This is a genomic window from Sulfurimonas iocasae, assembly GCF_047716755.1.
GTDB lineage: Bacteria > Campylobacterota > Campylobacteria > Campylobacterales > Sulfurimonadaceae > Sulfurimonas.
In genome coordinates, this window is the sequence record NZ_CP180409.1 from 503,695 (window position 1) to 529,067 (window position 25,373).

Annotated in this window: 22 protein-coding genes, 1 tRNA gene and 1 riboswitch; of the genes, 17 read left to right on the top strand and 6 right to left on the bottom strand. The window is 29.2% G+C overall.

Annotated elements, in window-relative coordinates:
• Positions 1–127: 127 nt before the first annotated feature.
• The 9 genes from ACLHDE_RS02595 to ACLHDE_RS02635 all read left to right on the top strand — a co-directional run bounded on the left by ACLHDE_RS02595 (position 128) and on the right by ACLHDE_RS02635 (position 10,418).
• On the top strand, positions 128–307 hold the full coding sequence (locus tag ACLHDE_RS02595) for a hypothetical protein (RefSeq protein ID WP_415397607.1): 180 nt from the start codon (positions 128–130) through the stop codon (positions 305–307).
• Positions 308–323: 16 nt separating this feature from the next.
• A complete protein-coding gene (locus ACLHDE_RS02600) occupies positions 324–986 on the top strand; it encodes a DUF6988 family protein (RefSeq protein ID WP_415397608.1) in 663 nt (220 codons plus the stop codon).
• 392 nt (positions 987–1,378) lie between these two features.
• The gene (locus ACLHDE_RS02605; RefSeq protein WP_415397609.1) at positions 1,379–3,340 is read left to right on the top strand and encodes an HNH endonuclease; all 1,962 of its coding nucleotides are present in this window, start codon (positions 1,379–1,381) and stop codon (positions 3,338–3,340) included.
• A 137-nt stretch (positions 3,341–3,477) separates the two neighbouring features.
• Entirely contained in the window at positions 3,478–5,451 is a 1,974-nt protein-coding gene (locus ACLHDE_RS02610) for an HNH endonuclease (RefSeq protein ID WP_415397610.1), read from the top strand.
• Positions 5,452–5,454: 3 nt separating this feature from the next.
• Positions 5,455–6,000, top strand: coding sequence for a DNA methyltransferase (locus tag ACLHDE_RS02615; RefSeq protein ID WP_415397611.1), 546 nt, complete (start codon positions 5,455–5,457; stop codon positions 5,998–6,000).
• 35 nt (positions 6,001–6,035) lie between these two features.
• Positions 6,036–6,314: a DNA methyltransferase gene (locus tag ACLHDE_RS02620; protein ID WP_415398558.1), complete on the top strand. Its 279-nt coding sequence runs from the start codon at positions 6,036–6,038 to the stop codon at positions 6,312–6,314.
• Positions 6,304–7,755, top strand: a complete 1,452-nt coding sequence (locus tag ACLHDE_RS02625; RefSeq protein ID WP_415397612.1) for a DNA methyltransferase — start codon at positions 6,304–6,306, stop codon at positions 7,753–7,755. The genes ACLHDE_RS02620 and ACLHDE_RS02625 overlap by 11 nt, the downstream gene beginning before the upstream one ends.
• 28 nt (positions 7,756–7,783) lie before the next feature.
• Positions 7,784–8,293, top strand: coding sequence for a hypothetical protein (locus ACLHDE_RS02630; RefSeq protein WP_415397613.1), 510 nt, complete (start codon positions 7,784–7,786; stop codon positions 8,291–8,293).
• Positions 8,294–8,852: 559 nt separating this feature from the next.
• Positions 8,853–10,418 carry a hypothetical protein gene (locus ACLHDE_RS02635; RefSeq protein ID WP_415397614.1) on the top strand — a complete coding sequence of 522 codons (1,566 nt, stop codon included), beginning with the start codon at positions 8,853–8,855 and terminating at the stop codon, positions 10,416–10,418.
• Positions 10,419–10,804: 386 nt separating this feature from the next.
• Here ACLHDE_RS02635 and ACLHDE_RS02640 read toward each other — a convergent pair whose 3' ends face one another.
• Together ACLHDE_RS02640 and ACLHDE_RS02645 are read right to left on the bottom strand one after the other, a co-directional pair.
• Positions 10,805–11,668, bottom strand: a complete 864-nt coding sequence (locus tag ACLHDE_RS02640; RefSeq protein WP_415397615.1) for a hypothetical protein — start codon at positions 11,666–11,668, stop codon at positions 10,805–10,807.
• Positions 11,661–12,032: a hypothetical protein gene (locus ACLHDE_RS02645; RefSeq protein ID WP_415397616.1), complete on the bottom strand. Its 372-nt coding sequence runs from the start codon at positions 12,030–12,032 to the stop codon at positions 11,661–11,663. The genes ACLHDE_RS02640 and ACLHDE_RS02645 overlap by 8 nt, the downstream gene beginning before the upstream one ends.
• Before the next feature lie 304 nt (positions 12,033–12,336).
• On the opposite strand from ACLHDE_RS02645, the gene ACLHDE_RS02650 reads away from it, so the two are divergent.
• The 4 genes from ACLHDE_RS02650 (at position 12,337) to ACLHDE_RS02665 (ending at position 15,864) form a co-directional block, all read left to right on the top strand.
• Positions 12,337–12,525, top strand: a complete 189-nt coding sequence (locus tag ACLHDE_RS02650) for a hypothetical protein (protein ID WP_415397617.1) — start codon at positions 12,337–12,339, stop codon at positions 12,523–12,525.
• Between the two features lie 211 nt (positions 12,526–12,736).
• Entirely contained in the window at positions 12,737–14,248 is a 1,512-nt protein-coding gene (locus tag ACLHDE_RS02655; RefSeq protein ID WP_415397618.1) for a hypothetical protein, read from the top strand.
• A 185-nt stretch (positions 14,249–14,433) separates the two neighbouring features.
• Positions 14,434–15,543 (top strand): DNA cytosine methyltransferase, encoded by a 1,110-nt coding sequence (locus ACLHDE_RS02660; RefSeq protein WP_415397619.1) that lies wholly within the window; start codon positions 14,434–14,436, stop codon positions 15,541–15,543.
• 15 nt (positions 15,544–15,558) lie between these two features.
• Positions 15,559–15,864 (top strand): hypothetical protein, encoded by a 306-nt coding sequence (locus ACLHDE_RS02665; RefSeq protein WP_415397620.1) that lies wholly within the window; start codon positions 15,559–15,561, stop codon positions 15,862–15,864.
• A 306-nt stretch (positions 15,865–16,170) separates the two neighbouring features.
• Here the strand turns inward: ACLHDE_RS02665 and ACLHDE_RS02670 are convergent, their stop codons facing one another.
• Positions 16,171–17,406: an IS110 family transposase gene (locus tag ACLHDE_RS02670; RefSeq protein ID WP_415395806.1), complete on the bottom strand. Its 1,236-nt coding sequence runs from the start codon at positions 17,404–17,406 to the stop codon at positions 16,171–16,173.
• Positions 17,407–17,776: 370 nt separating this feature from the next.
• Between ACLHDE_RS02670 and ACLHDE_RS02675 the strand changes: the two genes are divergently transcribed.
• Positions 17,777–18,019 (top strand): hypothetical protein, encoded by a 243-nt coding sequence (locus ACLHDE_RS02675; RefSeq protein ID WP_415397621.1) that lies wholly within the window; start codon positions 17,777–17,779, stop codon positions 18,017–18,019.
• A gap of 62 nt (positions 18,020–18,081) precedes the next feature.
• The gene (locus ACLHDE_RS02680) at positions 18,082–19,269 is read left to right on the top strand and encodes a tyrosine-type recombinase/integrase (RefSeq protein WP_415397622.1); all 1,188 of its coding nucleotides are present in this window, start codon (positions 18,082–18,084) and stop codon (positions 19,267–19,269) included.
• Between the two features lie 54 nt (positions 19,270–19,323).
• Here the strand turns inward: ACLHDE_RS02680 and ACLHDE_RS02685 are convergent.
• Positions 19,324–19,398 (bottom strand) — tRNA-Val (locus tag ACLHDE_RS02685).
• A gap of 190 nt (positions 19,399–19,588) precedes the next feature.
• Here ACLHDE_RS02685 and pckA point away from each other — a divergent pair.
• Positions 19,589–21,172: a phosphoenolpyruvate carboxykinase (ATP) gene (gene pckA / locus ACLHDE_RS02690; RefSeq protein WP_415397623.1), complete on the top strand. Its 1,584-nt coding sequence runs from the start codon at positions 19,589–19,591 to the stop codon at positions 21,170–21,172.
• Between the two features lie 82 nt (positions 21,173–21,254).
• Here the strand turns inward: pckA and ACLHDE_RS02695 are convergent, their stop codons facing one another.
• Positions 21,255–21,815 carry a DedA family protein gene (locus tag ACLHDE_RS02695; RefSeq protein WP_415397624.1) on the bottom strand — a complete coding sequence of 187 codons (561 nt, stop codon included), beginning with the start codon at positions 21,813–21,815 and terminating at the stop codon, positions 21,255–21,257.
• A gap of 109 nt (positions 21,816–21,924) precedes the next feature.
• Positions 21,925–23,907, bottom strand: coding sequence for an excinuclease ABC subunit UvrB (uvrB, locus tag ACLHDE_RS02700; protein WP_415397625.1), 1,983 nt, complete (start codon positions 23,905–23,907; stop codon positions 21,925–21,927).
• Between the two features lie 230 nt (positions 23,908–24,137).
• Positions 24,138–24,239: riboswitch (guanidine-I (ykkC/yxkD leader) on the top strand.
• A 47-nt stretch (positions 24,240–24,286) separates the two neighbouring features.
• Here uvrB and ACLHDE_RS02705 point away from each other — a divergent pair.
• Positions 24,287–25,354: a putative urea ABC transporter substrate-binding protein gene (locus tag ACLHDE_RS02705; protein WP_415397626.1), complete on the top strand. Its 1,068-nt coding sequence runs from the start codon at positions 24,287–24,289 to the stop codon at positions 25,352–25,354.
• Positions 25,355–25,373: the final 19 nt, after the last annotated feature.

The following is a 25,373-nucleotide window of genomic DNA, read 5'->3' on the forward strand; positions in this document are numbered from 1 at the left end:
TATCATAATAATAATATATAATATTTTATATTCTAATCTATTTTTATGTATACTTCATTAAAATATAGAAATAGGATATATATGACTTATTTAGTAATAGTGGTAGTTGTTATTTTATTGATTGCATTTGCAGAGTATTCAAAAAAAACAACAAGAAGCTGCACTGGCAAAATTTATTAATATTGGTATATTTGTTGAAGTTAGAGGCTACATACTACCTTATCCAAAAAATATAGCTTTAGAGAAAGCTGTATTTTCGGATGAATTAGTTGGTATAATTAATGACTATTATAATGAACGAAAGTAAGGGATGGGTGTAAATAATGGATGTTAGAGTAGATAACGCCACAGAAAATGCTAAAAAACAATTTGATACTATTTGTGAATTAATTGATGGTAGAGAAACAAACGGTGACTTTCTTACAAAAGTTATTTTAACGTATGTTTATATTGCAATGGATAATCATGAATCAATATGTATTCTAGTAGAACGAGAGAAATATGTTTCTGCAAGTTCTCTTTCTAGACCATTAGTGGAAGCATCTATAAGGGCTATGTGGCTGTCATTAAATGAAAATAATAAGCTTGTTACATATGCAATAAATCAATTAGAAAAAGGAAAAGATAAATTCCCAACATTTAAGATTATGTTTGACATGATCGATGAACATTCTGACGAAGATAAGCTAACTTTAGGCACTAGAAAAGAAATAAAAGCACTTCATAGCTATGCACATGGTGGACACTTTATGATTTCAAGATGTATGACAGAAGACACCATTGGAACTAACTTTTCGAGTGATGAAGTTATTGGTATGCTGAGAGGTGCAACATATTATATGTTATTGACACTTCTAGCATTTGCTTCTAAAGTAGGTGACAAAGAACTAGCCGATAAGATTAATAAAGATATTAAAAGTTATTTATCTCTAAGCTTTCTTAACATTCGTTGGTCTTGTTCCAAACCAGCAGGTTATACTTGTTGAAGCTAAAAACAGTATTGTTGCTATAATCTTCATATATAAAGCAATTTAAAGCAGAGTATCCAAATTTGAATGTGACAAACTCAGGAAATGACAGTATCAAAGGACCAATAAGTTTTGTAAGTAGCTATTTTAAAGTTAGGCCAATTCGTTAAGGAAATCATTGCTGCACATTAAGTAAAACTACTGACCATTCAAGCGATAAATAATTTATTTAGATAAAATATTAAATCATTAAAATAGGACTTATTATGAATAAAATAGTTGAAAATTTTGTTGAAGATATACTACATGGAAACTATTGGCTAACATAATCAATGGAGTTTAGTAAGAAGACCACAAGTGGAACATTATGGTATCTGAAAAAGTGGATTGTTTATTACTATTATATTTTCATGAAAGAATCTATGCACCAATCAGATATTGATGAAATAAAAACAATCTTTAATGAATTTATTAATAGCTTAGATAGTTCTGTTCAGGATGAAGCTCGAGATTTTTTTTATACAATTGATATACGAAATACTTTCACCACCCTTTCTACTTTTAAAAATACGACTAGGGTTTTTGAAGATGATCAAGAAAAAAAATTATATGAACTAAAGGCAAAAAAGTTTTATTTTGCCTATATTATGAATCTTGGAGGACAAGCATCTTATAAGAAGGCAATTAAAGAGAAAGTTGATAAGGAGCAATATTCTTTTGAAGACTGCGAAGTATTTTTAGCTGAATTAATTACAAACAAAGAGTTAGAACTATATGCTGAATCAATACCTAAAAGAAAAAAAGAAATAATTAAAGAAATAAAAAAAATAAATGATGTCATGCCAGACTATCATGCATCATATAGAAATGAAAGACAATTGTTTTTCTACTATGGCTTTTTTCATGGAAAATATTCTGCTGATTTATCAGGTTTTTATAAATTGACAAATATTGGAAACAGTGTTTTACAGTCCAATTTTCATGAGTTAATACTAATTTGGGAACATCAAAAGCTTAAAATGATTTCACAATCACCTGTTAATGACATCCAAAATTTAGAAAGACAAGATACATTGAATTATGATTCTTTTGGAATATTATCACATCCATATAATAAACTTTTAGAAATCATAAACAATAAAGAATCTATTAGTCTGGATGAGTATCAACATATAATTTCTAAAATCAAGAATAGTAGTGAGAGCTATTCTGAATTATTTAATGAAAGTATTGATAGTTATATTACAAAGGCAGAAAGCTTTGATAGAAGCGGTGATTTAGGTAGTGCAGACTTTAGAAAAGAATTAATAAAATATATATTAGGTGTTTGTGAATTACCTAAAGATCAAGATACTAATTATTTTAAATTTATTAGTTGGTTTGATAATATGGAGATTAGAATATTAGATAAGGACAAATCAAATTTCATTAGTATGAATTATAATTTTTTAACTCAATACTTAGATGAAAAGAATCAAGAATTTTATTCGAAATGTGAGACTGAATTAAAAAATAAATATTTGGCAACTGTTAATGAAACTTTATATGAAGAAGATGAAAAAGTTATTTATAGCTGGAATAAATATATAATAAACTTTGATGAAAATATATATCTAAACTTAATATACATTGGAATGTCTTTACGTCTTGAAAAATACGATTATTCTATAAGAAGTAATGAAATAAGAAGCTTGTCATCAGATTATAAAACTATATATAAAATGTTTGGGTTTACTAAAACTGAATTTGTTACTTTTATTAAAGAAATACAACGTAAGTTAAGTTCAGGGATAACACATACTTTAATTACTGAAGATGAATCAGAATATGAGGAAACAATACCTAGTGAACTTGCAACCGAAGCATTATTAAATAAATTACAAGATATCTCAAGTGAAAATACAGTAAGTAATAACATTCATATTTCTATTGGCAGAGAGAGAAGCTCTACTTTAATTTCGAACTTAAAAGCTTATTACATTAATGAATATGCTAATAGTTCTTCAAAATTAATAAAATGTGATTGTTGCCAAGATACAACATTTGTCACAAGAAATGGAATAGCTTATCTAGAATTTCACCACCTAATTCCATTTAATCAAGAGTTGGGACCTGATCATTATATGAATTTGTTTGGGATATGTCCAGCTTGTCACAGAAAATTACATTTTATTGAAAATAACAAAAAAGAAGATTTATATACTAGTCTTTCACAAAATAACAATTTAAATAAACCCATTATTGAAAGAATTAAAATTTTAATGGATGAGAATGCTATTGAGCCTATTCATTTAGATTTCTTAAAAAGTGAATTTATTATAACACATGATGAATATAATGATTTAATGAATGAGGGGTATATGGTTGCTTAATAAAAAGGTAAAGAATGATTAATAATATTGAGGAATTTGAAGAAACAGTATTACCAAAAAACTATTGGTTGACTAAATCATATGAAATTAACAGAGTTAAAAGTTCTGGAACATTATAGTATCTAAAAAAATGGATGGTGTGTTATTATTATTTCTTTATTGAAGATGAATTTTTAATAACAAAAATAAGAATAAACTTTAATGATTTTTGGAAAAGTATTAATACTGAAACTAATACTGATCAAAATATTAACTCATTCTTTGTGATTCCTGATTCATTAATTTCTTTTGATAAGTTTACTTCAACATTAAGCAGTGCTCCTTTATCTAAGGAAAAGTTATTTAATGCAAAAAAGATTTATTTTTGTTTATTAATGGATATTGGTGGTAATTCAGGCTTTAATAAAGTATTAAAGAAAAAGATTTTAGAAGATAAATTTACTTATGAAAGTTGTGAAAATTGGATTAGAATACTTAAAAATAGGTTAAATCAATATTTATTAAAATCACATCCAGGGGATAGAGATAAACATTCAGAGTCAATTAGGAAGTTAGATAAAGTTTTAAAAGATTACCATTCTGCGGAGAGAAATGAGAGAAAACTATTATTTATTTATGGTTTATTTCAGGGTGAATACCAAAAAAAAGAAATGAATGTTTTTTTTAGCCTTACCCATATAGGGAAAAAAGTTATAGATTCTACTTTTAGTCAGTTGTTATTGATTTGGGAACATCAAAAGTTGAAAATGATATCTCAACCTCCTGTCTATGACTTTAGTTCCATAGATAAAGATTTAACTCTTGATTACAATAAGTTTGGAATCCTTTTTAACCCATATATAAAAATACTAGAAGTATTAAATCAACAAAAAAGTTTTACTTTTGATGAATATAAATATATAATTTCTAAAATTAAAGATGATGATTTTGATTATAATGTATTATCAGATAACGATAAAAGTCAATATATTCAACGTGCTAAGCTAGATACTTATATCAGAAATAAAGGCAATACAGATGATGATTTTGGAAAAGAATTAAAAAAATATTTGTTAGGAATTTTTACATATTCCCTAGATAGAAATAATAATTATCTATCTTGTATTGAACTTGATAAGAATGAATACAAAATTAATAATGTAGATAAACTTACATTCCTGTATAAAAATTATAAGTTAATAGGAGACTATTTAAATAAAGAATATAAAAAGTTATATAAAAATTCTGAAGAAATGCTTAAAAAAAAATACATAGCAAAAGTTAATACTAGAAGTCTTTCTGATATAAATTATGATTCAATTATATATGAATGGCATAAATATATTTTTAACTTTGACATAAATTTAGTACTAAATATGATATATATTCATATTGCCATAAAAGCCGATAAGTTAAATTATAAAGTAACAAAAAAGGCAATATATGACAACTTAGAGGAATTTAAACCTTTCTATGAAATGACTGGAATAAAAAACAAAAAAGTCATTACGGAAAAATTGAAAAAAATTGAAAAAAACTTAAAAGATGGAAAAATAAATCAGTTTAATTATGATAAAAAAACAAAAAATTACAAATTTCTAATTATTACAAATCGAAATTTACCAGAGTTAGAGAAAAATATGAAAAGAATATCCAAAAAACAAACTAAGTCAGTCAACCCTGATAGGAGTGAAGAACTTAGTAAGACTATAAGAAGTTATTATATTGGTAAATTTTCAGATAGTTCGACCCATTTAATAAAGTGTGATAGTTGTAAAGAAACAACTTTTTTAACTGAAGTAGAGGATGGTCAAATTAGCTATGCTCATTTAGAGTTTCATCATCTTATACCATTAAAAGAAAATGGAGCAGAAGGTCCAGATCATTATTTAAACTTATTTGGTGTATGTTCTAATTGTCACAATAAGTTTCATAAGATAATTAACTCAGATAAAAGAAAATTATATGAAGATTTATCTAATAATAATAATTTTGGAGATGCTTATAGTATTGTAAAAAGAATTAAGAAGTTAAAAAAAGAAAATGCTATAATTCCGCTCCATTTAGAATATCTAAAAAAAGAGTTTATAATAACGAATTATGAGTATAAACAGCTGAATAAAAAGGATTAGTACTTGACATATAAAATAGAAAAGTTATTAAAAAATAAAATTAGCGTTGATAACTTTTTTCAAGAACTTGGAGAAAAGTGCATAGAAGGAGATAACCTTAAGCTACTAACCGTTTTACCTGAAAACTGTATTGATTTAATAGTAACAAGCCCTCCATATGATGATTTAAGAGACTATGAAAAAAAAGTTATTTGGAATTTTGACAAATTTAAAACTATTGCAAAAGAGTTATATAGAGTCATGAAAGTTGGTGGAACTATAGTCTGGGTAGTGGCAGATAAAACGAAAAATGGGAGTAAATCATTAACTAGCTTTAAACAATCTATTTATTTTGAAGAACTTGGTTTTAATATTTATGATGTCATCATATATGAAAAAGCGGGATCAGGTCCTCCTCACCCTAATAGATATTTTAATACATTTGAGTACATGTTTATTATTACTAAAGGAAAGCCGAAAACAGTTAATCTACTAAAAGATAAAAAAACAAGTGGGCAGGTGTTGAAACTTACTCTGAAGTTACAAGAAGAGAAAAAGACGGTAGTCTAACAAAGAAAGGTAAGAAGACGGTTGGTGAGTATGGGATAAGGACTAATATCTGGAGGTATATAAATGGTAAAGGGTTTGCGACAAAAGATAAAATAGCCCATAAGCATCCAGCAATTTTTCCTGATAAACTTGCTGAAGACCATATTAAGTCATGGAGTAATGAAGGGGATATTGTCTTGGATATTTTCGGTGGTAGCGGAACAACAGTGAAAATGGCTAAGAAACTAAATAGAAAATGGATATATATAGACAAAGTTAAAGAGTATTGTGATATTGCTTTAGAAAGAATGGAAGAAGTTAAAAATGAAAAATGATTTATACCAAACAATAATTTACGAAGCAAAAAACTTAGATACTTTAACCAGCAAACTAACTGTATTTAAAGAAGAGTTGTCAGACAATGGAAATATGTTCATTATCACAGATAACATCTATGAAAATAATACTATTCAAAACTCTTTTTTTGATGTTATTGAAAATGCATTAGAATGTGATTTTAAACATATAAATACAATTGTTTTTCCTGTATTGAGTTCAAACAAACATTTAAAGCACAATATCAATTATTTGTTGTGGTTTGTCAAAGACTATAATAAAATGTATTTTCAAAAAGACAATATTCGTGAAAAGCATATTTGGAAAGATGTTGAATGGGGTAAAAGAACAAAGAACTATAACGAAAAAGGTAAAGATCCTAGTAATGTTTGGATACCTACCATTGATGATGGTAAAGGTAAAATAACAGAACATATTATCTTATCCCCAGAGGAAATAATCAACAGATGTATTGTATCAACAAGCAAAGAAAAAGAAAATATTTTAATTGAAGCTTATTCCTCATTAGATAAAAGTAAATTAATTAAAGATAGAAAAATTGAATTCAAAACATATGACATGGAAGAGCAATGTCAGAATGAAGTTGAATCTGTTAATAAGCAAGTAAAAAATATAAATAACTTTAGTGGTGCAAATGTCTATTTTAAAAGTTCTGAAGTAATGAATGAGATAGAAGACAATACTGTGTCTTTAATGGTTACATCTCCGCCATATTGGGATTTAAAAAATTACTTTAAAAAAGGACAAATTGGTCAAGAAAGCTATGAAGAGTATCTTGATAGACTTAATAAAATATGGAAAGAAACATACCGCGTATTAAAAAATGATGGAAGTATGTGGATTAATATTAATACACGGACCAAGAATAAAAAACCAATATTAATTCCCAATGACATAATCAAAGAATGTAAAAAAATGGGTTTTAAATTAAAAGACATTATCATATGGCATAAGTCATCTGGCATACCAACTCATAAAAATAATCTTGTCGATAAGTATGAGTATTTTTTATGGTTTATAAAAGATGATAACTTTAGCTTCAACTCACAAAATATATCTCAGATTAGTGAGTATAAAAATGAAGAGCTTAATAATGGTCTTATTTGGAATATAAATAGAAAAGCAGGTAGTGTAGGAAAAGACTTTATACATCCTGCCATATATCCAACAGCTTTAATAGATAGAGTTATTAGGCTCATTACTAATGAAAATGATATTGTATTAGATCCTTTTCTAGGATCTGGTACATCAATGATTTCTGCATTAAAGAATAAAAGAAATTTCATAGGATATGAATATAACGAAAATTTTCAAGATTTAATGAAGTTTAGAGTTTCTAAGGAAAAGTTAGATACTGATTTAGTCAATTTTAATACTAAAGAAACAGAGAATAATAATAAAGTTTTTAGAAAAGAATAGTAAAAAAATATATATAGGAAGTACAAGTATGAATGAAGATGATCTAAGAATAGCTATATACGAGCAATTGGGACTAGAAGTTGGTAGTCTTTCATCTGAGAGTGGAAATGACTGGGCAAGAGCACAAAAAGAAGTTTTGCAAGAGCTTAAAGAAAAAAGACTTGAACAAGATGGTAGTCCTCAAGAAATTAACTACTTAGTAATTAGTAGAGAAGATGAGGCATATAAATCTATTCTAGAATCAGAATCATTATTGTCACAAAAGTTTAAAGAAGTTATTACAAAAAGAAATGATCTATCTGAAGATGATATTTTCAACCTTATAGCAACTGGATCAAAAGAAGTAATTATAAATTTAGTAAAAAATCAAAAATTAACTTCCTTGATGATTGATGAAATAATTTCAGGTAGTGTGTATTTAACGAAAAAAAATTTAATCGAAAACCAAGTATTATCTGATACACAGAAAATACTATTAATTGAATTAATGAAACGTCATGAAAGTGCATATGTTGATTTAATAGCTAAAATTCAATAATTCTATTTAAAGTAAAAAAATACAACTATAAATTGTATTAGAGATTTTTCTAATGCTTTCAATGCTAACCACAATATTAAAAGTTTATTTAGTTAAGTTCTTGTTAAATGATTCTTCAACTTTTAAAATAGCACCAGTAATCTTAATAAATCCCCAAGAAGATGTCCTTTGTATCTTTTAAATATACAAAGCTACATAAGTTATAGTATATAAATTACATCGCAACCTAAAAGCTAACCTTGCACAACCCTCTTCAATCCCAAAAACAAGGGGAAAGAATTGAAAATATCATTATAGGTTATATGGTTACATACTCTTTTTAATAAAATAGAAAAATATAAATAATATATAATAAGTAATAAATATATAATAAAAACTAAAATCTTATGCAACTTCTTCAACTCTTCATACAATCCCTATAAATAGGACTATATCAACCATATATTTTAAAAAACATAAATGACCTCACATAACTTTTGCAATTTCTTTAAAATCTAATTGGCTTTATTTTAATAATGCAGCATAATGATTTAAAATTTAAAAAAAAGGTAATAAAAATATGTTTAAAAATAAAATAAAATCCCTCTTCGGTCATTTTTCAAATGATGAAGATCCAACTGAAATAATTGAAGAGCTTGCTCAAGTTCAAGAAGTAAAAGAGCCAGAGAAAAATCCAAGTATAAAAAATAATAACAGTGGAGATGATTTTAATCTAGAAAAGTTTTTAAAAGATACTCCAAGAGCACAGATACTATTTGACAGTCTCTTTTCCATAAGACAAAAAGAGTACTACTATAGTAGAAAGCTTGCAAAAATTGAACTAGTAAAATCAAGAGATGCTTTAGTAGATTTAATCTCTCAAGATTTCCCGGAGTTTATTGGAATTATTGAAAAAGGGGCAAGAAAAGGGAAAAGATTTTTTAAAATAGATGGTCTCTTTTTTAGTGCCTGTTTTTTTCAAAACACGATAGAGACTGTACTTAAACAAACAGACCTCTTCCAAAAAGATAAACTCATCATTAAAAAAATAGGAACTAAACTTTTTATTAAAAAGAATTCACTTGATTTTATAATACCTAAACCACTTGATATAAGTGATGATATATATAATGAGATAATTGATGATTATCATCAACATTTTAAAGAGCTTCATAGTATTTTAGAATGGATTGTTGCTTGTAGATTTACAAATAACAGAAGACAATCCTACCTTCATCTAAATATTCCAGCAGGATTTGGAAAGTCATTTTTTATAGGAATACTAAGTAATCTTGGTATGATTGCAAAATGTAGATATGAAGATTTTAAATCTCCATCATCTTTGAAGCCTCAAGAATTTGAAAACTCTCTATCTATGGTTATTGATGAATTTACAGTATTTAAAAAAGAGTTCAAAGACTATACCAATAATATGATACTTGATCCTAAATATGAACTAAGGACAGAAGTAGAACTTTTTAGTAAAATATTTTTAAGTGCTGAATCATCAAATAGTTTTACAGGTGGTGTTGATACTCAAATCACTGATAGAATGAATGTAATAGATAAAAGTCATTCTATAAAACTTGAGCAAAGAGCAAAATATATGGAGCACAAGAATATGCTCTATTTTAATTGTATGAAACAATATATCTATAAAACTATAACTGATAAAATTGAATATTATATAAGTCTTGGAGAACTTGAAAGTTCCAATCAAGCCGAAGTGGTATTAAAGAGTTTTTATAAAAAACATAAGTTAAATGCTGAAAATATTGTAGATGAAATCAAAGTGAATTTCTACACAAAAGTTTATGAATTATTCGATGCTGAGGAGTATGATTTAACAAACACAGATATAAAGATAAATAAAAATATTATTACTACGTTTGAGTATATACATATTAAACAGGTCAAATCTACATTTGAGGATATTATCAAATGCTTTGGAGAGGATTTTTATAAAAAGTCTAGATATAAAATAAATAACTTTGAAGAGATTTTTAATATAGAAAACAAAAACTATAAAGTTGAAGGAAAAACTATCAGATGTATTAGAATTAACAAAGTTGATTTTATAAATCTCTTTGAAAAACATAGTGATGATTTAATAGATAATATTGACTTAATTGAACCACCATTCTAAAATACCTAAAATAAAACCCAAAAAAATCCCTATTTTTAGGGATTTGAAAGAGAAAAAGTAAAAAGGCATTTTTTTTTAATCACTTTTACTATAACAAAACATACTATTTGTAAAAGGGGAAAAAATGGAAAGGTTATTAAAAAGCATAAATTTTATTAAACTAATAATTGAAGTGTTCGTCGCTTCACTTTTTAGTTTTTTATTATCTAACTCAGTTGAAATGATTTCTCAATGGGGTATATTGAAATAGTTTTATTTTTATAAGTGCGTATAGGATGGTCGCTCCATCCCATATGCTTCAAAATGATTGAACCGGTGCTAAGGATCCACCGCTCAAAAAAAAGACTCAGATAATCATTATCGCTTTTAGGGATGTAAAATAAATATTAGGCACGAGCGAGATAAAATCTTGTCATTTGCTCTCTTGTGTGATTCAGTTCCTTAGAGACATCTTTTAGAACTTCTTTATAGTTCTCTCCCTCAGTTGTTTTTTTCTCATATAAATTTTTGGCATAGGTATATCTAAAATCATGAGATTTCACACCATATTCACTTAAAACATTACTATAAGTTGTTTGAGTTGGTAATTTCTCTGTATTAGCTTCAATGGCAGTTGCAAGTGAATAAGATATATTCTTGCTGTTATAAATATGATTTCCTTTTCCTAAAATACCTTCAAGAGTTTGAGAGTCCTCTTTGAAATATTTTTCAATATGACCTACAACTGCATAAGCTTCCCTTACTCTCAATCCACACTCATATTGTACCTGCGCCACCAATGAGAGTGAATAATGTGTATTTGAGATACTCTCTATTATTTTTTCAGGGTTATCTATTGCTCTATTGGTTTGAAAGTCAGGTTTGATGTTATTTACTTTAAAATCTTTTACTAAATCATCAATTATTTTTTTATCAAATTCAATTGAGACATTACTCTCTTTTAATCCCTCGATAAAGCTACTAAAACCACGATAATAATTAATAGTGGAAGAATATGCCAAGTCAACTGTTCTTAGCTCTAAATATTCTTTTATATACTCATTAGTCATATGGGTGTTTAATTTCCCCTCAAGTCCTTTATTAGTAATAAATGAAGAAAAAGAAGAAGCATATTCAGACCTTTTTTTAGAAATTGCGCTTGAATGTGTTTGATGGCTATCTTTTCCAAATCTCTTCTCCCCAAATGCAGATAAACGATGAAAAATATCTTTTACCTGCTTCTCAAAACTCCCACCTTTTAGGTTAGCCATTATCGGCTCTTTGGATTGAGTTTTTCTTGATAAAATTTTCAATTGAAGATTTTGAAACTTTTGTATTATGATTTAGGTATAAAGAATTGGAGATTTTTAAATATCCCATACCTTGCATATAAAGTTCTACAATCTCTGTTTTATATTTCTGAATCACTAAATTCTTAGTTTTATATTTTTGTACTTCGAGTTTATTTAACTCATACTCTTTTTTTACATCAAGCATAGTGATGTAAGAGTTCAAAAGTAGAATTGAACTTACTTTCATATATTTAGCTTGTCTTTTAAGAGCACTTTGTAAAAGTGCTGTATCATCTATGGACAACAAGAAACTTAATCTTTTTATTTTTATTTCATTAAACATATTTTTTTCCTTTTTTTATTGATGAGAGATTAATAAATTATTAACCATATATTGATGTATTAGAAATACAAGATTGATGAATCTTTGATAAGTAATTAGATGTAGATTAACAATGTCCTTTGTTTATTAAAAAGAACGAAAAAAAGATTGAGAGTAGTATTACTACTCTAATAGATTACTTGGAAATAACTCAACTTATGGCAGATAAATAAATAGGATAGATTATTAAAATAGTGATTTATTGATTTTTATAGAAATAAGTTTAGAGAGTTTGAGGTGCCAGCTCATAGTTGTTATATAGTTTATGGATAAGTTTCATTATTCTCCTGAAGATAATCATACTACTGTTATAGTAGTAAAAAAAGATTCTCAGCCTTTTTTATATTTAAGAGAAAAGAGACAGCTCTTCTTTGTAAAAAAGTCCTTAAAAAGAGAGTTTATGGATAGTATTGAGATAGTGTTTATAAAAAACACTCTATACACCCATTCTTAGGAAGTATAGAGGTATCTAGGAAGATACCTCTTTATGATACAAAGCACCTAAATAGGAACTTCATATCTTTATCGCCCGCACGCAGTCTCTTTATAGTATTCCTAATTTTACAGATAGTAAAATCAGTCATCCATTACTATAAAGAGACTGCGCGAGTAGTAAGACATTCCTTTATCTTTCAAACAATAAATAGAATTACTCAAATCTATTTATGTTAAAATCCAATATGCCTAAAAATAAAGATTCAAGATATTCTTTTTACAATGTAAAACAAAAACATAAAAAAAATATTGTGAGAACACTTCATTATCTTACAGACTCAACCTATATAATAAAAGAAGATATAGGTAATGGCAGTGATAATTCTTATTATAGAATCAAAGCATATGAAGATGAATCAGAATTTATTAAAAACAGCATAGTTTATAAAAAAAATATTGCTGCAATAAATCTCACAAACTACAGTTTAGTAATGGGAGAAATAGATAGTTTAGAGATAAATATTAGTGCAAAAAAACTCAAAGCATTAAAAGATTTTATAAATAACTATACACTGCTAAAAGACACGACTGAAGATGACAGTAAAAAAAGTACTAACTTATTTAATCCAAGTAAAAAAGAAGAATATCTTACCCTCATAACTTATAATTTAAACACTTTAAAAACTTCAAAAACTTCAAAAAAGTATGTGCAGAAAATTTATAATCAGCTACATAGTCGCATACTCTTTAGACACTTTCCAAACCTATATACTAATCCGGCACCTATTATGATTAATGGGAAAAAAATTAAACATCAATTAATTGATGAGCTTTATGAATTAGAAGTTATTGCTGATTTTATATATAGATATAAATGGCTCTACGATGAACCCATATTAAAAGAGCTACAAAAAAGAAAAATCCAATATGATAAAGATAACAAAGATAGAGAAAAATATTTAGTATCAGTGAGGGATTTAGATGTGATTAATGGATTTTATCGCTTTGGAATGCTTCTTAATACTGATGATAAGCTATATAGGGATTCAATTAATATTTTAACGCATGGAGCTAATAGTCTTTTGGAGATACATGGTTATTATAATTATATAGGTTTGGACCTTGAGTATGAGGTATCAGATGAAGCGGACAAGTGGTATGACTATGAACTACAAGAAGAACTTGAAAATTATAATATGGATGCTGAAGATATAGCACTTGAATATATCAAAGAGTACAATGAAAATAATGATGGTAAATATGACATTATATATGAAGCAGTAAGTGGTAAAGATGACATAGAGTATGAAGATGAATTAGAGCATGACACATTGGCATTTGATAAACAGTGGGAAAATACATTTAAGATTTTATACTCTGGTCTTAGTAGTAATGATGTTACAATAAATAAATATTTACATGTAATCTCTCATTCAAATAATTTACATATTCAATATTTCAACCTACTAGTAAATAACCCAAACTTTTTTAGTAAGACTGGAAAAGTATGTAGAAATAAGTATTATAGAAGTATCGATAAAATGATTTATGAGCAAATCAAAATAAATAACAAGGAAGCTGATGATAAAGCTATCCATGATATAAAATTCAAACTTATGAAAATTAAGCGTGCTAAATGGGAATACCTATACACCCTAGTTAATGACCCATTTATCAAATCTCTAGAGGACTTCCACCTTGACTCTCTTGAATTTTTCCATATGGATGATTCAATCTTCTAAACTTCTAAATTAACTAATATTTAAAATACCCTTTTCTTAACTCTTCTAATAAACTTTTTTTATTTCTCAACATATCTATACTCAATGAGAGTTTCAATATATCCAGCATATGGGATTATTACACCAACAAGACATTTAAAAGTGATTTTATTTGTTCTTGAATTTAATCTTATAAAGGATTCAAAATGTTTGACAATACTTTTGAAACTCATCAAACAATAGGTGCTGAAACTTTCAGTCAAAAACTAAGTGTAATATCAACTTTCAATGGAATAGGAGCTCTTTCGCATGCTCTACGATTATTAAGTATTAACACTTTTAAAATTATTTGTGAAATAGATAAAAGAGCAAACCAAACTTATTATGAAAATAATGAGTTTGTGCCAGAGAATCATATTAATGATATTAATGAACTGTATGAGAATATAGAAGAAGGTTTTCAGTGTGATATTCTTGTTCAAACCCCACCTTGTCAGTCATTCAGTATACAGGGGATTAGAGAGGAATTTGAAAGTGAAAATGGAAACCTCTTTCTAACAGCCATTAATTTACAAAAAAAGGTTAATGCAAGTATAGTTATCTATGAAAATGTAAAAGGTCTTATCTCTCATGATAAACAATCAGGATTACATACATCTTTAATAAATAGTGATTATAAGAACACTATTGGACATACACTTCATACCATTGAATTATTACTCCTTGAAGATAATCGCTATACATATTATTGGAAAACTATAAATGCTTGCGACCAAGGCTTCCCACAAAATAGAGAGCGTATTTTTATTATTGGAATCTTAAAAGAACTAGATACTGGTTTTTCATTCCCAGAGAACATTGATTTAGAATTTACTGTTGCTGATATTTTAGAAAACGAAGTAGATGAAAGTTTTTATTATAACAATGTAGCTAATCATCTACTTGTACCAGTTAATCAAGCAAGAAGAGAAAATAGAATTCATACCTATGGAAAATATGAGGGTATGACTTTTCAATCAACTTCAAGAGTACATTACCCATATGTTGCACCTTGTATTAATACAAATAATTATGCAAAGTTTTTAGTAGATGGCAGAGTAAGAACAATGACACAAGAAGAAGCTAAAAAAGTACATGGTTTTAGTGAAGAATTTAAATTTGTTGGTCCAAAGACTGTCCAGAACAAACAACTTGGAAACACAGTGTCTCCTGGTGTATATGTTAGATTATTAAAGTCAATCTTTAATGCTCTTGAAGTACCTAATCATACAGTAGCAAATAATATTGCAACAAATGAAAATAAAAAAATAGCATAGATAAAAGGAAAAATTATGAAAACAATTAAAATAAATAACAAAAAGTTCTTGGAAAATGTAAAAAAACTCATTGATAGTTTATGTGGATATACACCTGATAATAATGACATAGATGACTTATATGAGATATGTTTTACAAAAAAAATTACAGTGAAAAACACTGCTTTTCTTTATATGATTATTTATAGTTATATAGATAAATTAGGTCATGAAGAGATTATAGAAGCTTTTCTTTACATTAAAAAAATACTAGAGAAACACTTTAAGTATGAAGTCAAAAGTAAAAATGGAACTACTTATTTAGCAGTTTCAGAGATATAAGCCTTTTTATAAAGAATAACTTAAAAAGCAAGGAAAGTAAAAAATAGACATTAGTTTATTAACAATATTACTTCAAAGAACTATGCAAGAGCTAAAAATCTTGCAAGTTTGATTTTTTAAATACTCTTTGTTGTATTTCATTTCTAAAATTTGAGCAAAGAGTGTTTTGATAATCAAACTATAGAGTAAATTATATATTTGTCTCTATTTTGGTTAACAACTAGTACGGTAATAGCTTTAAATATTATTGCTATTATGAATGATTTAAGTACTAACTTGTGATCTTTAACTTATCACTGTTTATGACTAATTTGTAAATACACGATTTGGATTATAGGGTGTGTTGTATTTAAAAATAGAGTATATGATAGTTGCAAGTTTTCTTGAAACTGCAACAAGTCCCTCTTTTTTAGATTTGCCTTGACTTCTTTTAGTATCGTAGAGTTGCTTCATCTGTTTGTTATGTATCAGACAACTTACAGCACTAAGATATAGTGCATGCTTGACCAAAGAAGAGCCTCTTTTACTTAAGTGACCTACACTTTTAGAATTACCAGAGCTATTTTCTGTTGGAAAGAGTCCAAGATATCCTATAAACTTAGGTATAGATGGAAACCTCGTCAGGTCTCCACATTCACTAATAACAGCAGCTACAGTTTTATCACTTACTCCAGGTATGGTTTTAAGGTTATCAATAAGAGTGTTACTCTCTGGTAGCTCATCAAGTGTTGAACTATTAATGCCTTTTTTATCAAGCAAAGAGAGTATCTCAGCTTCAATAATATCTATCTCACTAAGATACATCTTTAAAAGCCTAATAGTACTTCTAATAGCTATTGCTCTTGCATCTTTAGCCTTACCTGAATAGATAGACTCTCTTGAGAGTTCTAGTAATCTTAGGGCTTTGTCTTTATTGAAGTTATTGCCTTGAATATGAGCAAATATCTTCATGATTCTATCAACGCTACTATGCTTATAGTGATATGCTGTTGGATACTTTTCAAGCAGAGCTAGACCACTTATGGTAAATGGATTTGTGAAGCTCTCAAACTCTGGAAATGTAACTGTTATTTGAGTAATGATTCTCTTCTTAACCTCTTTCATATCAGACTGAATAGAAGCACGATTTCTATAGAGTGTTCTAAGGCTCTGATACTCATCATCAGTTACATAACCTGATGAGTATTTGCCATCTTTTAAAAAGAGTGCTATAACTAAAGAGTCTATGTTGTCATTTTTTACTTTTTTCATAGTTATTTGTTCTCTATACCTTGAGGTTTGAAATGGATTGAGTAGTTTAACACTATAGCCCTTAGACTTTAAAAACTCTAAAAGGTTTTCACCATAAATACCAGTTGCTTCTATACCGATAATAAAGTCATCTTTATCTAAAGTGACACTATCTAAAATAGTAAGTAATTTTTCAAACCCTTTTAAATCATTGTTGATTTTAAAAGGCTTGTTAATAACCTTAGTTTCACTATCATCGATAACTGAAACAACATGAAAACTCTTTGCAATATCTATTCCTACGTAATACATCTCTATAATCCTTGTCGTGTAATCTTAAGTTGCCTAACAAAAAAACAAAAGTTAAATTGTTAGAATTCACAGCCTCGTTAATCTATGTGTTGTAGGTGCTAAAATAACAGCTACCCCAACAGCTTTTAATAAGTGATTAACAACTAAAGACACCAACTGGCTTAATGATGTAGTCAGTAGATATAAAATATTTTCATATCCTGCTATAAGGAAAAAAATGTTGTTTTATCTTTAGTCATAAACTGTGAAAGTTACAAGATTTGAAGTTAGTACTTCAATCTTAAAAGAGTAATACTTCTTTGCTTTAAAGTCAAAAAAACTTTAAAAAAGAACTACTTACTCATAAAAGAAATTATACGAGGAATTAAAAATGAAAAATTATCCATTCGAATTAAAAAAATATTTTAAAATTGATGAAGCTGCATTTTATTTTTCAATCGACCCTTCATTTTTAAAAAATAGAATGAATATAGATTTTTTTGAAGGTATTCATTATTTCAAAGGTGTAAATTCAAGAATTACCAGATGGGACATAAAGGCTTTAGATAAGTGTATCTTTGGGTTAATTGATGAGGAGGAAGAAAATGAACTTTTATCAACACTTGCAGCATAATATGATAGAATTATCATACCTCTTAATCTTACGAACACTGCACCTTATAGCAAGGAGTACACATGATTAAGAAACGAATAAATGAAGTAAGTTCAGTTTACCCAAGAGGTAATAAGATCTACATCGAGTTCTTTGACAATAACGGTAAATTAAAAAAGAAATCTACAGGTAAAAAGTTTACACCTGAAAATATGGAAATAGTTCGTAATACTATGCCCAAATTTGAAGCACAATTAAAAGATAAGTCTTTACTTAAAATACAACCTAAAAGTATTGGAATGTATTCTGATAGTTTTATTGCCATAAAGAAGAAAAATGCCAAAATTCAGACTATTACAAGTAGGATTAATAAATTAATTGAGTATGTGGGTTATGAAACATTACCATCTGAAATAACGGTATTAAATATCCGTGAATTTTTTGCTTCTATGAATGTATCAAGAGCCACTAAGCAATCTTGGTTAGTTCATATAAGAGGACTTTTTCAATTAGTATCTGAAGATAATGCAACACCTACAAATTTATTACAAAACTTTCAACTTGAAAAAGAGGATAAAGTGGTAAATGGTGTAGAGGTTAAGCCATTTAATAAAGATGAGGTTGAACTACTTATATCTAGTGCAGAAGGTATGTTGCGAAATTATCTAGGCATTGCCTTCAACACGGGCATGAGAATCCAAGAAATAATCGGGTTAAAAATTTCTGATATTGACTTTAAACATTCAATTATTAATATAGAAAGAGCTATTACTAAAAATAGAGAAAAATCAACTAAAACTGTATCTAGTGATAGACAAATTCCATTATTTGAAACAGCGAGAGATTTTTTTTCTAATCAAATAGAATATGCGACTTCAAAAAAAAGTGAATATCTTTTCTGTAAAGAAGATGGAAGTTCTTTGAACGATAGTGTAGACATACGAGGTAATCGTACATATGGAAATATACGCAAATCTGATGGTGGTAGAGTTATATCAACTACAAAAGGTTCATGGTATGAACTTTTAGAGAATTTAGGTTTTGAATATCGAAAAATGAAAAACACTAGACATACATTTGCGGCAACTGCTTTAAGCTCTAATATGATGTCTATGCAAGAAGTTGCCAGTATATTAGGACATACATCATTAAGAATGATTGTGAATGTATATGCAAGATATTTAGGTAAAAGTCATATAGGACTAAATAGAAGTATTGATATATTTAATAATATTTCTACTACCACTTCTACTACCAGTTGTGCAAGTTAAGAATAATTAGTTGTAGAGAAATCTATATAATACTGTAAAATAGGGAATTATGAATGGTGCTCGATACTGGACTTGAACCAGTGACTTCTTCCATGTCATGGAAGCACTCTACCACTGAGTTAATCGAGCTAATTTATGTTTTCTATAAACTTGTCTAGAGAGCATTAAGCTGACTAAGTTGTACAAGTAAATCAAGGACATGATTTTACCAAAGAAATCTTAAAACAATTTTTCTTGTGTTAGCCTATATATTTATATTTAATTTATGTTTATTGAGTGTATAATTTCCATATTAAAAAAAGTACCCAAAAGGTAAGTTATGAATTTAGCTGAGTTAGAAGAGTTAGGATTAAAAAATATTAGTAATGTTCACCATAACCTTAGTTATGAAGAACTGATACAACATGAACTTGAGAATGGTGAATGTGCTCAAACAAAAAAAGGCGCGACTGCTGTTGACACAGGTATCTTCACTGGTCGTAGTCCTAAAGATAAATACTTTGTAGATTGTGATCCATCAAACAAATACATAGCTTGGGGTGATGTAAATAAAAAAGTTTCTGCTGATATTTTTGCAGAGCTGTTAGTAGTTGCCCAAGAACAACTCTCAAATAAAGACCTATATGTAACGGATGTTTTTTGTGGTTCAAGCGCAGCTTCAAAAAGATCAGTTCGTTTTGTCTCTGAAATAGCTTGGCAGTCTCACTTTGTAAAAAATATGTTTATTCGTCCAACTGAATCTGAACTAGAAGTTTTCAAATCAGATTTTACAGTTTTAAATGCTTGTAAAGCTGTAAATAATAAATGGAAAGAACATGGACTTAACTCAGAAGTGTTTGTGCTTTTTGATGTTGAAAATAATATAGCTATTATTGGTGGTACTTGGTACGGTGGTGAGATGAAAAAAGGAATTTTTTCAATGATGAACTACTGGTTACCGCTAGAAGGTAAACTTCCAATGCACTGTTCAGCAAATGTTGGTAAGAATGGTGATACTGCACTTTTCTTTGGACTAAGTGGAACAGGCAAAACTACACTTAGTACGGATCCTCATCGTGCTCTAATCGGAGATGATGAACATGGTTGGGATAATCACGGTGTCTTTAACTTCGAAGGTGGATGTTACGCAAAAGTAATCAATCTAGATGGAAAAAGTGAGCCAGAAATCTATAATGCAATCAAAACAAATGCACTTCTTGAAAATGTTGTAATGTATGGTGAGGGTGAAGTAGATTATGAAGATGGAAGTAAAACAGAAAACACTCGTGTTTCTTACCCAATTGAACATATACAAAATCATAAACATAATTTAATGGCAGGTCATCCTGAAAATATCATATTCTTAACAGCAGATGCTTTTGGTATTTTACCTCCAGTATCAAAACTTACAAAAGAGCAGGCTATGTACTACTTCTTAAGTGGTTATACTGCTAAAGTTGCTGGAACTGAGCGTGGTATTACTGAACCAGTTGCAACTTTTAGTGCTTGTTTTGGTGAGGCTTTCTTACCATTGCATCCAACTGTTTATGCAGATCTTTTAGGTAAAAAGATAGATGAACATGGTGCAAATGTTTATCTAGTTAATACTGGTTGGACAGGTGGAGGTTATGGTGTTGGAAAGAGAATGAGTATTAAAGATACTCGTGCTTGTATCAATGCTATTTTAGATGGAACTATTAAAGATAGTGAATTTGACACTACTAAAACATTTAGACTTAACGTTCCTAAAACTCTAGGTAATATTAATCCTGCTATTTTAAACCCTCGTAATGCATGGGAAGATAAAGAACTTTTTGATAAGACTAGAGATGAGTTAGCTGAGATGTTTGTAAATAATTATAAAAAATATCAAGATGCAGATCATACAGACTATGCACCATTTGGACCAATTATAGGTTCTTAAATTCAAATAGCAATGCACTTGCTGCGTTGCTACACTCGTCATGTGCTATAGCACACTTTCACATCCCTCTTTAAATTTTAATTTATTTTTTCTTAGTAGCTTTTTCCATGTAAAGCCATAAAGCTCCTCCGAAAAACACCAAAATAAGAGGTGCAATCCAAGGTTTGTCGCCTACAATCCCAGCCAGTTTCACTAAAGCACTTCCAGAATAATAACTTCCTATTCCAAATACTAATGCCCAAATGCCAGCACTCAGTACGTTTAGTATAGCAAACCTTTTAAAGTCATATTTTGTAAGACCGATAGCAATAGGAATGAGAGTCTTAATTCCATATACGAATTTTTGAATTAATATAATCCATGAACCATTTTTTTTCATCATAACATGTGCAAGTGCTAATTTACGTCTATGTTTACGCAAGCCATCCATCATCATAGTTTTTTGGTAACGCGCCATATAAAAGAGTAAAAAATCACCTAAAGCATTTGCAAAAAAAGCAATAGCTATAGATGTAGTTAAGTCCATTTTCCCCATAAAAGATAATACACCTGCACCAATAATTGCTAGAAACCCACCACCTAGCGAGTAGAGAAAAAGTCCTATGTATCCATAAGTTGCTAAATTACTAAATGTATCTTCCAAAATTTATCCTTAAATTTTGACAGTGGAAATCTCTTTGACGAGCACATTTTAGTTATAAAATGTAGCCGAAAAAGAATCAGATTTGCACTGCCTTAGTCTAGCCAAGTAATTAAAGTTGTTTTATTTTCATAATCTCATCACGAAGACGAGCTGCCTCTTCAAAGTTTAACTCTTTGGCTGCTTGCTTCATTTTTAGAGAAAGCTCTTTTGTTAAAGCTTTTCTTTCTGATGCTGGCATTTTATCCATTTTTTTGTGTTTTTGGTAAATACCGCCGTAATCTTCTACTTTTAAGTTTGCATCCAGCTTACGAATTGTGGTTGTTGGGGTAATACCATGTTTTTTGTTATGTGCTTCTTGAATCGCTCTTCTTGAAGTAGTTGTATCTATGGCTTTTTGCATTGATTTTGTGATTTTATTTGCATAAAGAATTACTCTGCCATTAGAATTTCTTGCCCCTCGACCAATTGTCTGAATAAGTGCAGTCTCACTTCTTAAAAAGCCTTCTTTATCAGCATCTAAGATTGCTACAAGAGAGACTTCAGGAAGGTCTAAACCCTCACGAAGCAGGTTTATACCTATGAGAACATCAAACTCACCTAGTCTAAGCGCTCTAATGATTTGATTTCTCTCTATAGTATCTATATCAGAGTGCATATACTGAACTTTTATGCCTAAGTCTGCTAAGTATTTTGTAAGAGCTTCAGCCATCTTTTTTGTAAGAACTGTTATTAGAACTCTTTCATCTTTAACTGTTATGCCTTTTATCTCATCATGTATATCTTCAACTTGATTGTCTGATGTTCTTATCTCTAAAATTGGGTCTAGCAGTCCGGTCGGTCTGATAATTTGATGTGCTGTTACACTAGACATTTCAAGCTCATACTCAGCAGGAGTAGCGGATACAAAAAGATAGTGAGGAGCTTTATTTATGTATTCATCAGCTTTTAGGGGTCGGTTATCTAAAGCACTGGGAAGTCTAAAGCCATAATCAACTAAAACCTCTTTTCTGGCTCTGTCTCCTGCATACATTCCACGATACTGCGGAAGTGAAACATGAGACTCATCAACTATAACCAGATAATCTTTATGGTTAAGAGCAAAGTAGTCAAGCAGAGTAAATGGAGCATCCCCTGGCTTTTTATTTGTAAGAAGTCTCGAGTAGTTCTCAACTCCTTTACACATTCCTGTAGTCTGAAGCATCTCTAGGTCAAACTCAACTCTTTGTTTTAGTCTTTGGTACTCTAAAAGTTTTCCGGCAGATTGAAAGTACGCTAGTCTATCATCAAGTTCTTCTTCGATTCGTTTTATAGCAACTGCCATTTTTTCTTGAGAAACACTAAACTGTGAAGTTGCATATATAGTAAAACTTTTATGATTTTCTAGTTTCTTGTTGTCGATAACTTCAAAAGTATAGATAGCTTCTATTTCATCACCAAAAAACTCTATGCGTATAGCTTCTTGTTCAAAGTAGGGTGGGTAGATATCTAAACTCTCTCCATTGACTCGTATATGTCCAGTGTCAAAATATGTGTCATTTCTTGAGTAGCCCATTTCAACTAGGCGAAGAAGAAGTTTTTTTTGAGGTATCTCATCTCCGACTTCTAAAACTTGAACCATATTGAGATATTCTTCAGGATCACCAAGCCCGTAATTTGCTGATACAGATGCTATGACTATAACATCATCATAAGAGAGAAGATTGGCAGTTGAAGAGAGTCTCATACGCTCTAACTCATCATTTATAGCACTGTCTTTTTCAATAAATAAATCCTGGCGGGGGATGTAAGCCTCCGGCTGATAATAATCATAATACGACACAAAGTACTCAACATGAGCATTAGGAAAGAAACTTCTAAACTCAGAGTACAACTGAGCCGCCAAAGTTTTGTTGTGAGTCATAACGATGGTTGGCATCTTCACATTCTCTATAACCTTAGCCATAGTGTACGTTTTACCGCTACCTGTTACACCCTCAAGTGTTTGGTAGCGATTACCCTTTAGTATCGATTCACTTAACTCTTTTATTGCAGTAGGTTGATCACCAGCTGCTTCATAAGGAGTATTTGCTTTAAAGTTTATTGAATTTTTCATTGGTGGAATTATATCATTTTATTAGTTACTACGAACTAGATAGATTTAAACTACTTTATAGTCATTAAAACCATCATTTAAAATTTTAAACTCTAGATATTAGAAAGAAAAGCTCACACTAAATTTTCAAAATTGTATATTTTTTAATCAGTTAATTGTACAAATACTTTTTTATTAATGTTAAAATTATTTCAGAAAACATATCATGAGGCTGAATTGCCTCACTACAATTAATGGATAACTAGGGTTCCGGTGAATTAATTTCATGTCTGGTCCAAGAGTTGTCAACCTCTTGAGTAGAGGTTACACGGAGGGATAAAAGCCCGGGAGGTTATCAGCCTCTTGGTGTGTTTACCTTAAATCTACTCAGGAGTTCTTAATGAAACCTCTTTTTAAATTCACATCAAAACTATTAGTTGCCACAGTACTAGTTACGACACTTGGCTCATCATCACTTATGGCAGAAACTAAAGATAAGTTTCAAGTAGCTTGGACAATATATGTAGGTTGGATGCCTTGGGATTATGCTCAGAATAAGGGTATAGTTGATAAATGGGCTAAGAAGTATGATATTGAAATCGAGATGGTTCAAGTAAATGACTACATTGAATCTATTAATCAATATACAGTTGGTAAGTTTGACGCTTGTGTAATGACCAATATGGATGCTCTTACTATTCCTGCTGCTGGTGGAGTTGATTCAACTGCCCTTATTATGGGTGATTTTTCTAATGGAAATGATGGGGTTATTTTAAAAAATAAAAAATCTCTTAATGATATTAAAGGCCAAACGGTTAACCTTGTTGAGCTATCTGTATCTCACTATCTTTTAGCACGTGGACTTGAGTCTGTTGGTATGAGTGAAAAAGACGTAAAGGTAATGAATACTTCAGATGCTGATATTGTTGCGGCATTTACATCTGATGAGGTGACAGCTGTTACTACATGGAACCCACAACTTAGTGAACTTAAAGCTATGAAAAATGCAAATCTTGTATTTGATTCAAGTAAAATCCCTGGTGAAATTGTTGATATGCTTTTAGTGCATACTGACACTTTAAATGATAACCCTAAACTTGCTAAAGCATTAACAGGTGCTTGGTTTGAAGTTTTAGCATTAATGAAAAAAGGTGATAAAGAAGCATTAGAATTTATGGCAAAAGCTTCAGGAACTGATTTAGCAGGTTACAAAAGCCAACTAGCATCTACTAAAATGTTTTATGAACCAAGTGAGGCTCTAAACTTTGCTTTAAGCTCTGAACTTCCAAAAACTATGAAAAAAGTGAGTGAATTTTCATTTGATCATGGACTGCTAGGTGAAGGTGCACCAGATGCAGGTTTTATCGGTATGGAATTTCCTGGTTCTAAAATATTTGGTGATAAGAATAACATCAAACTCCGTTTTATTGATACTTATGTAAAAATGGCTAACGAAGGGAAACTGTAAGGTCTCCCATGAAACGTTT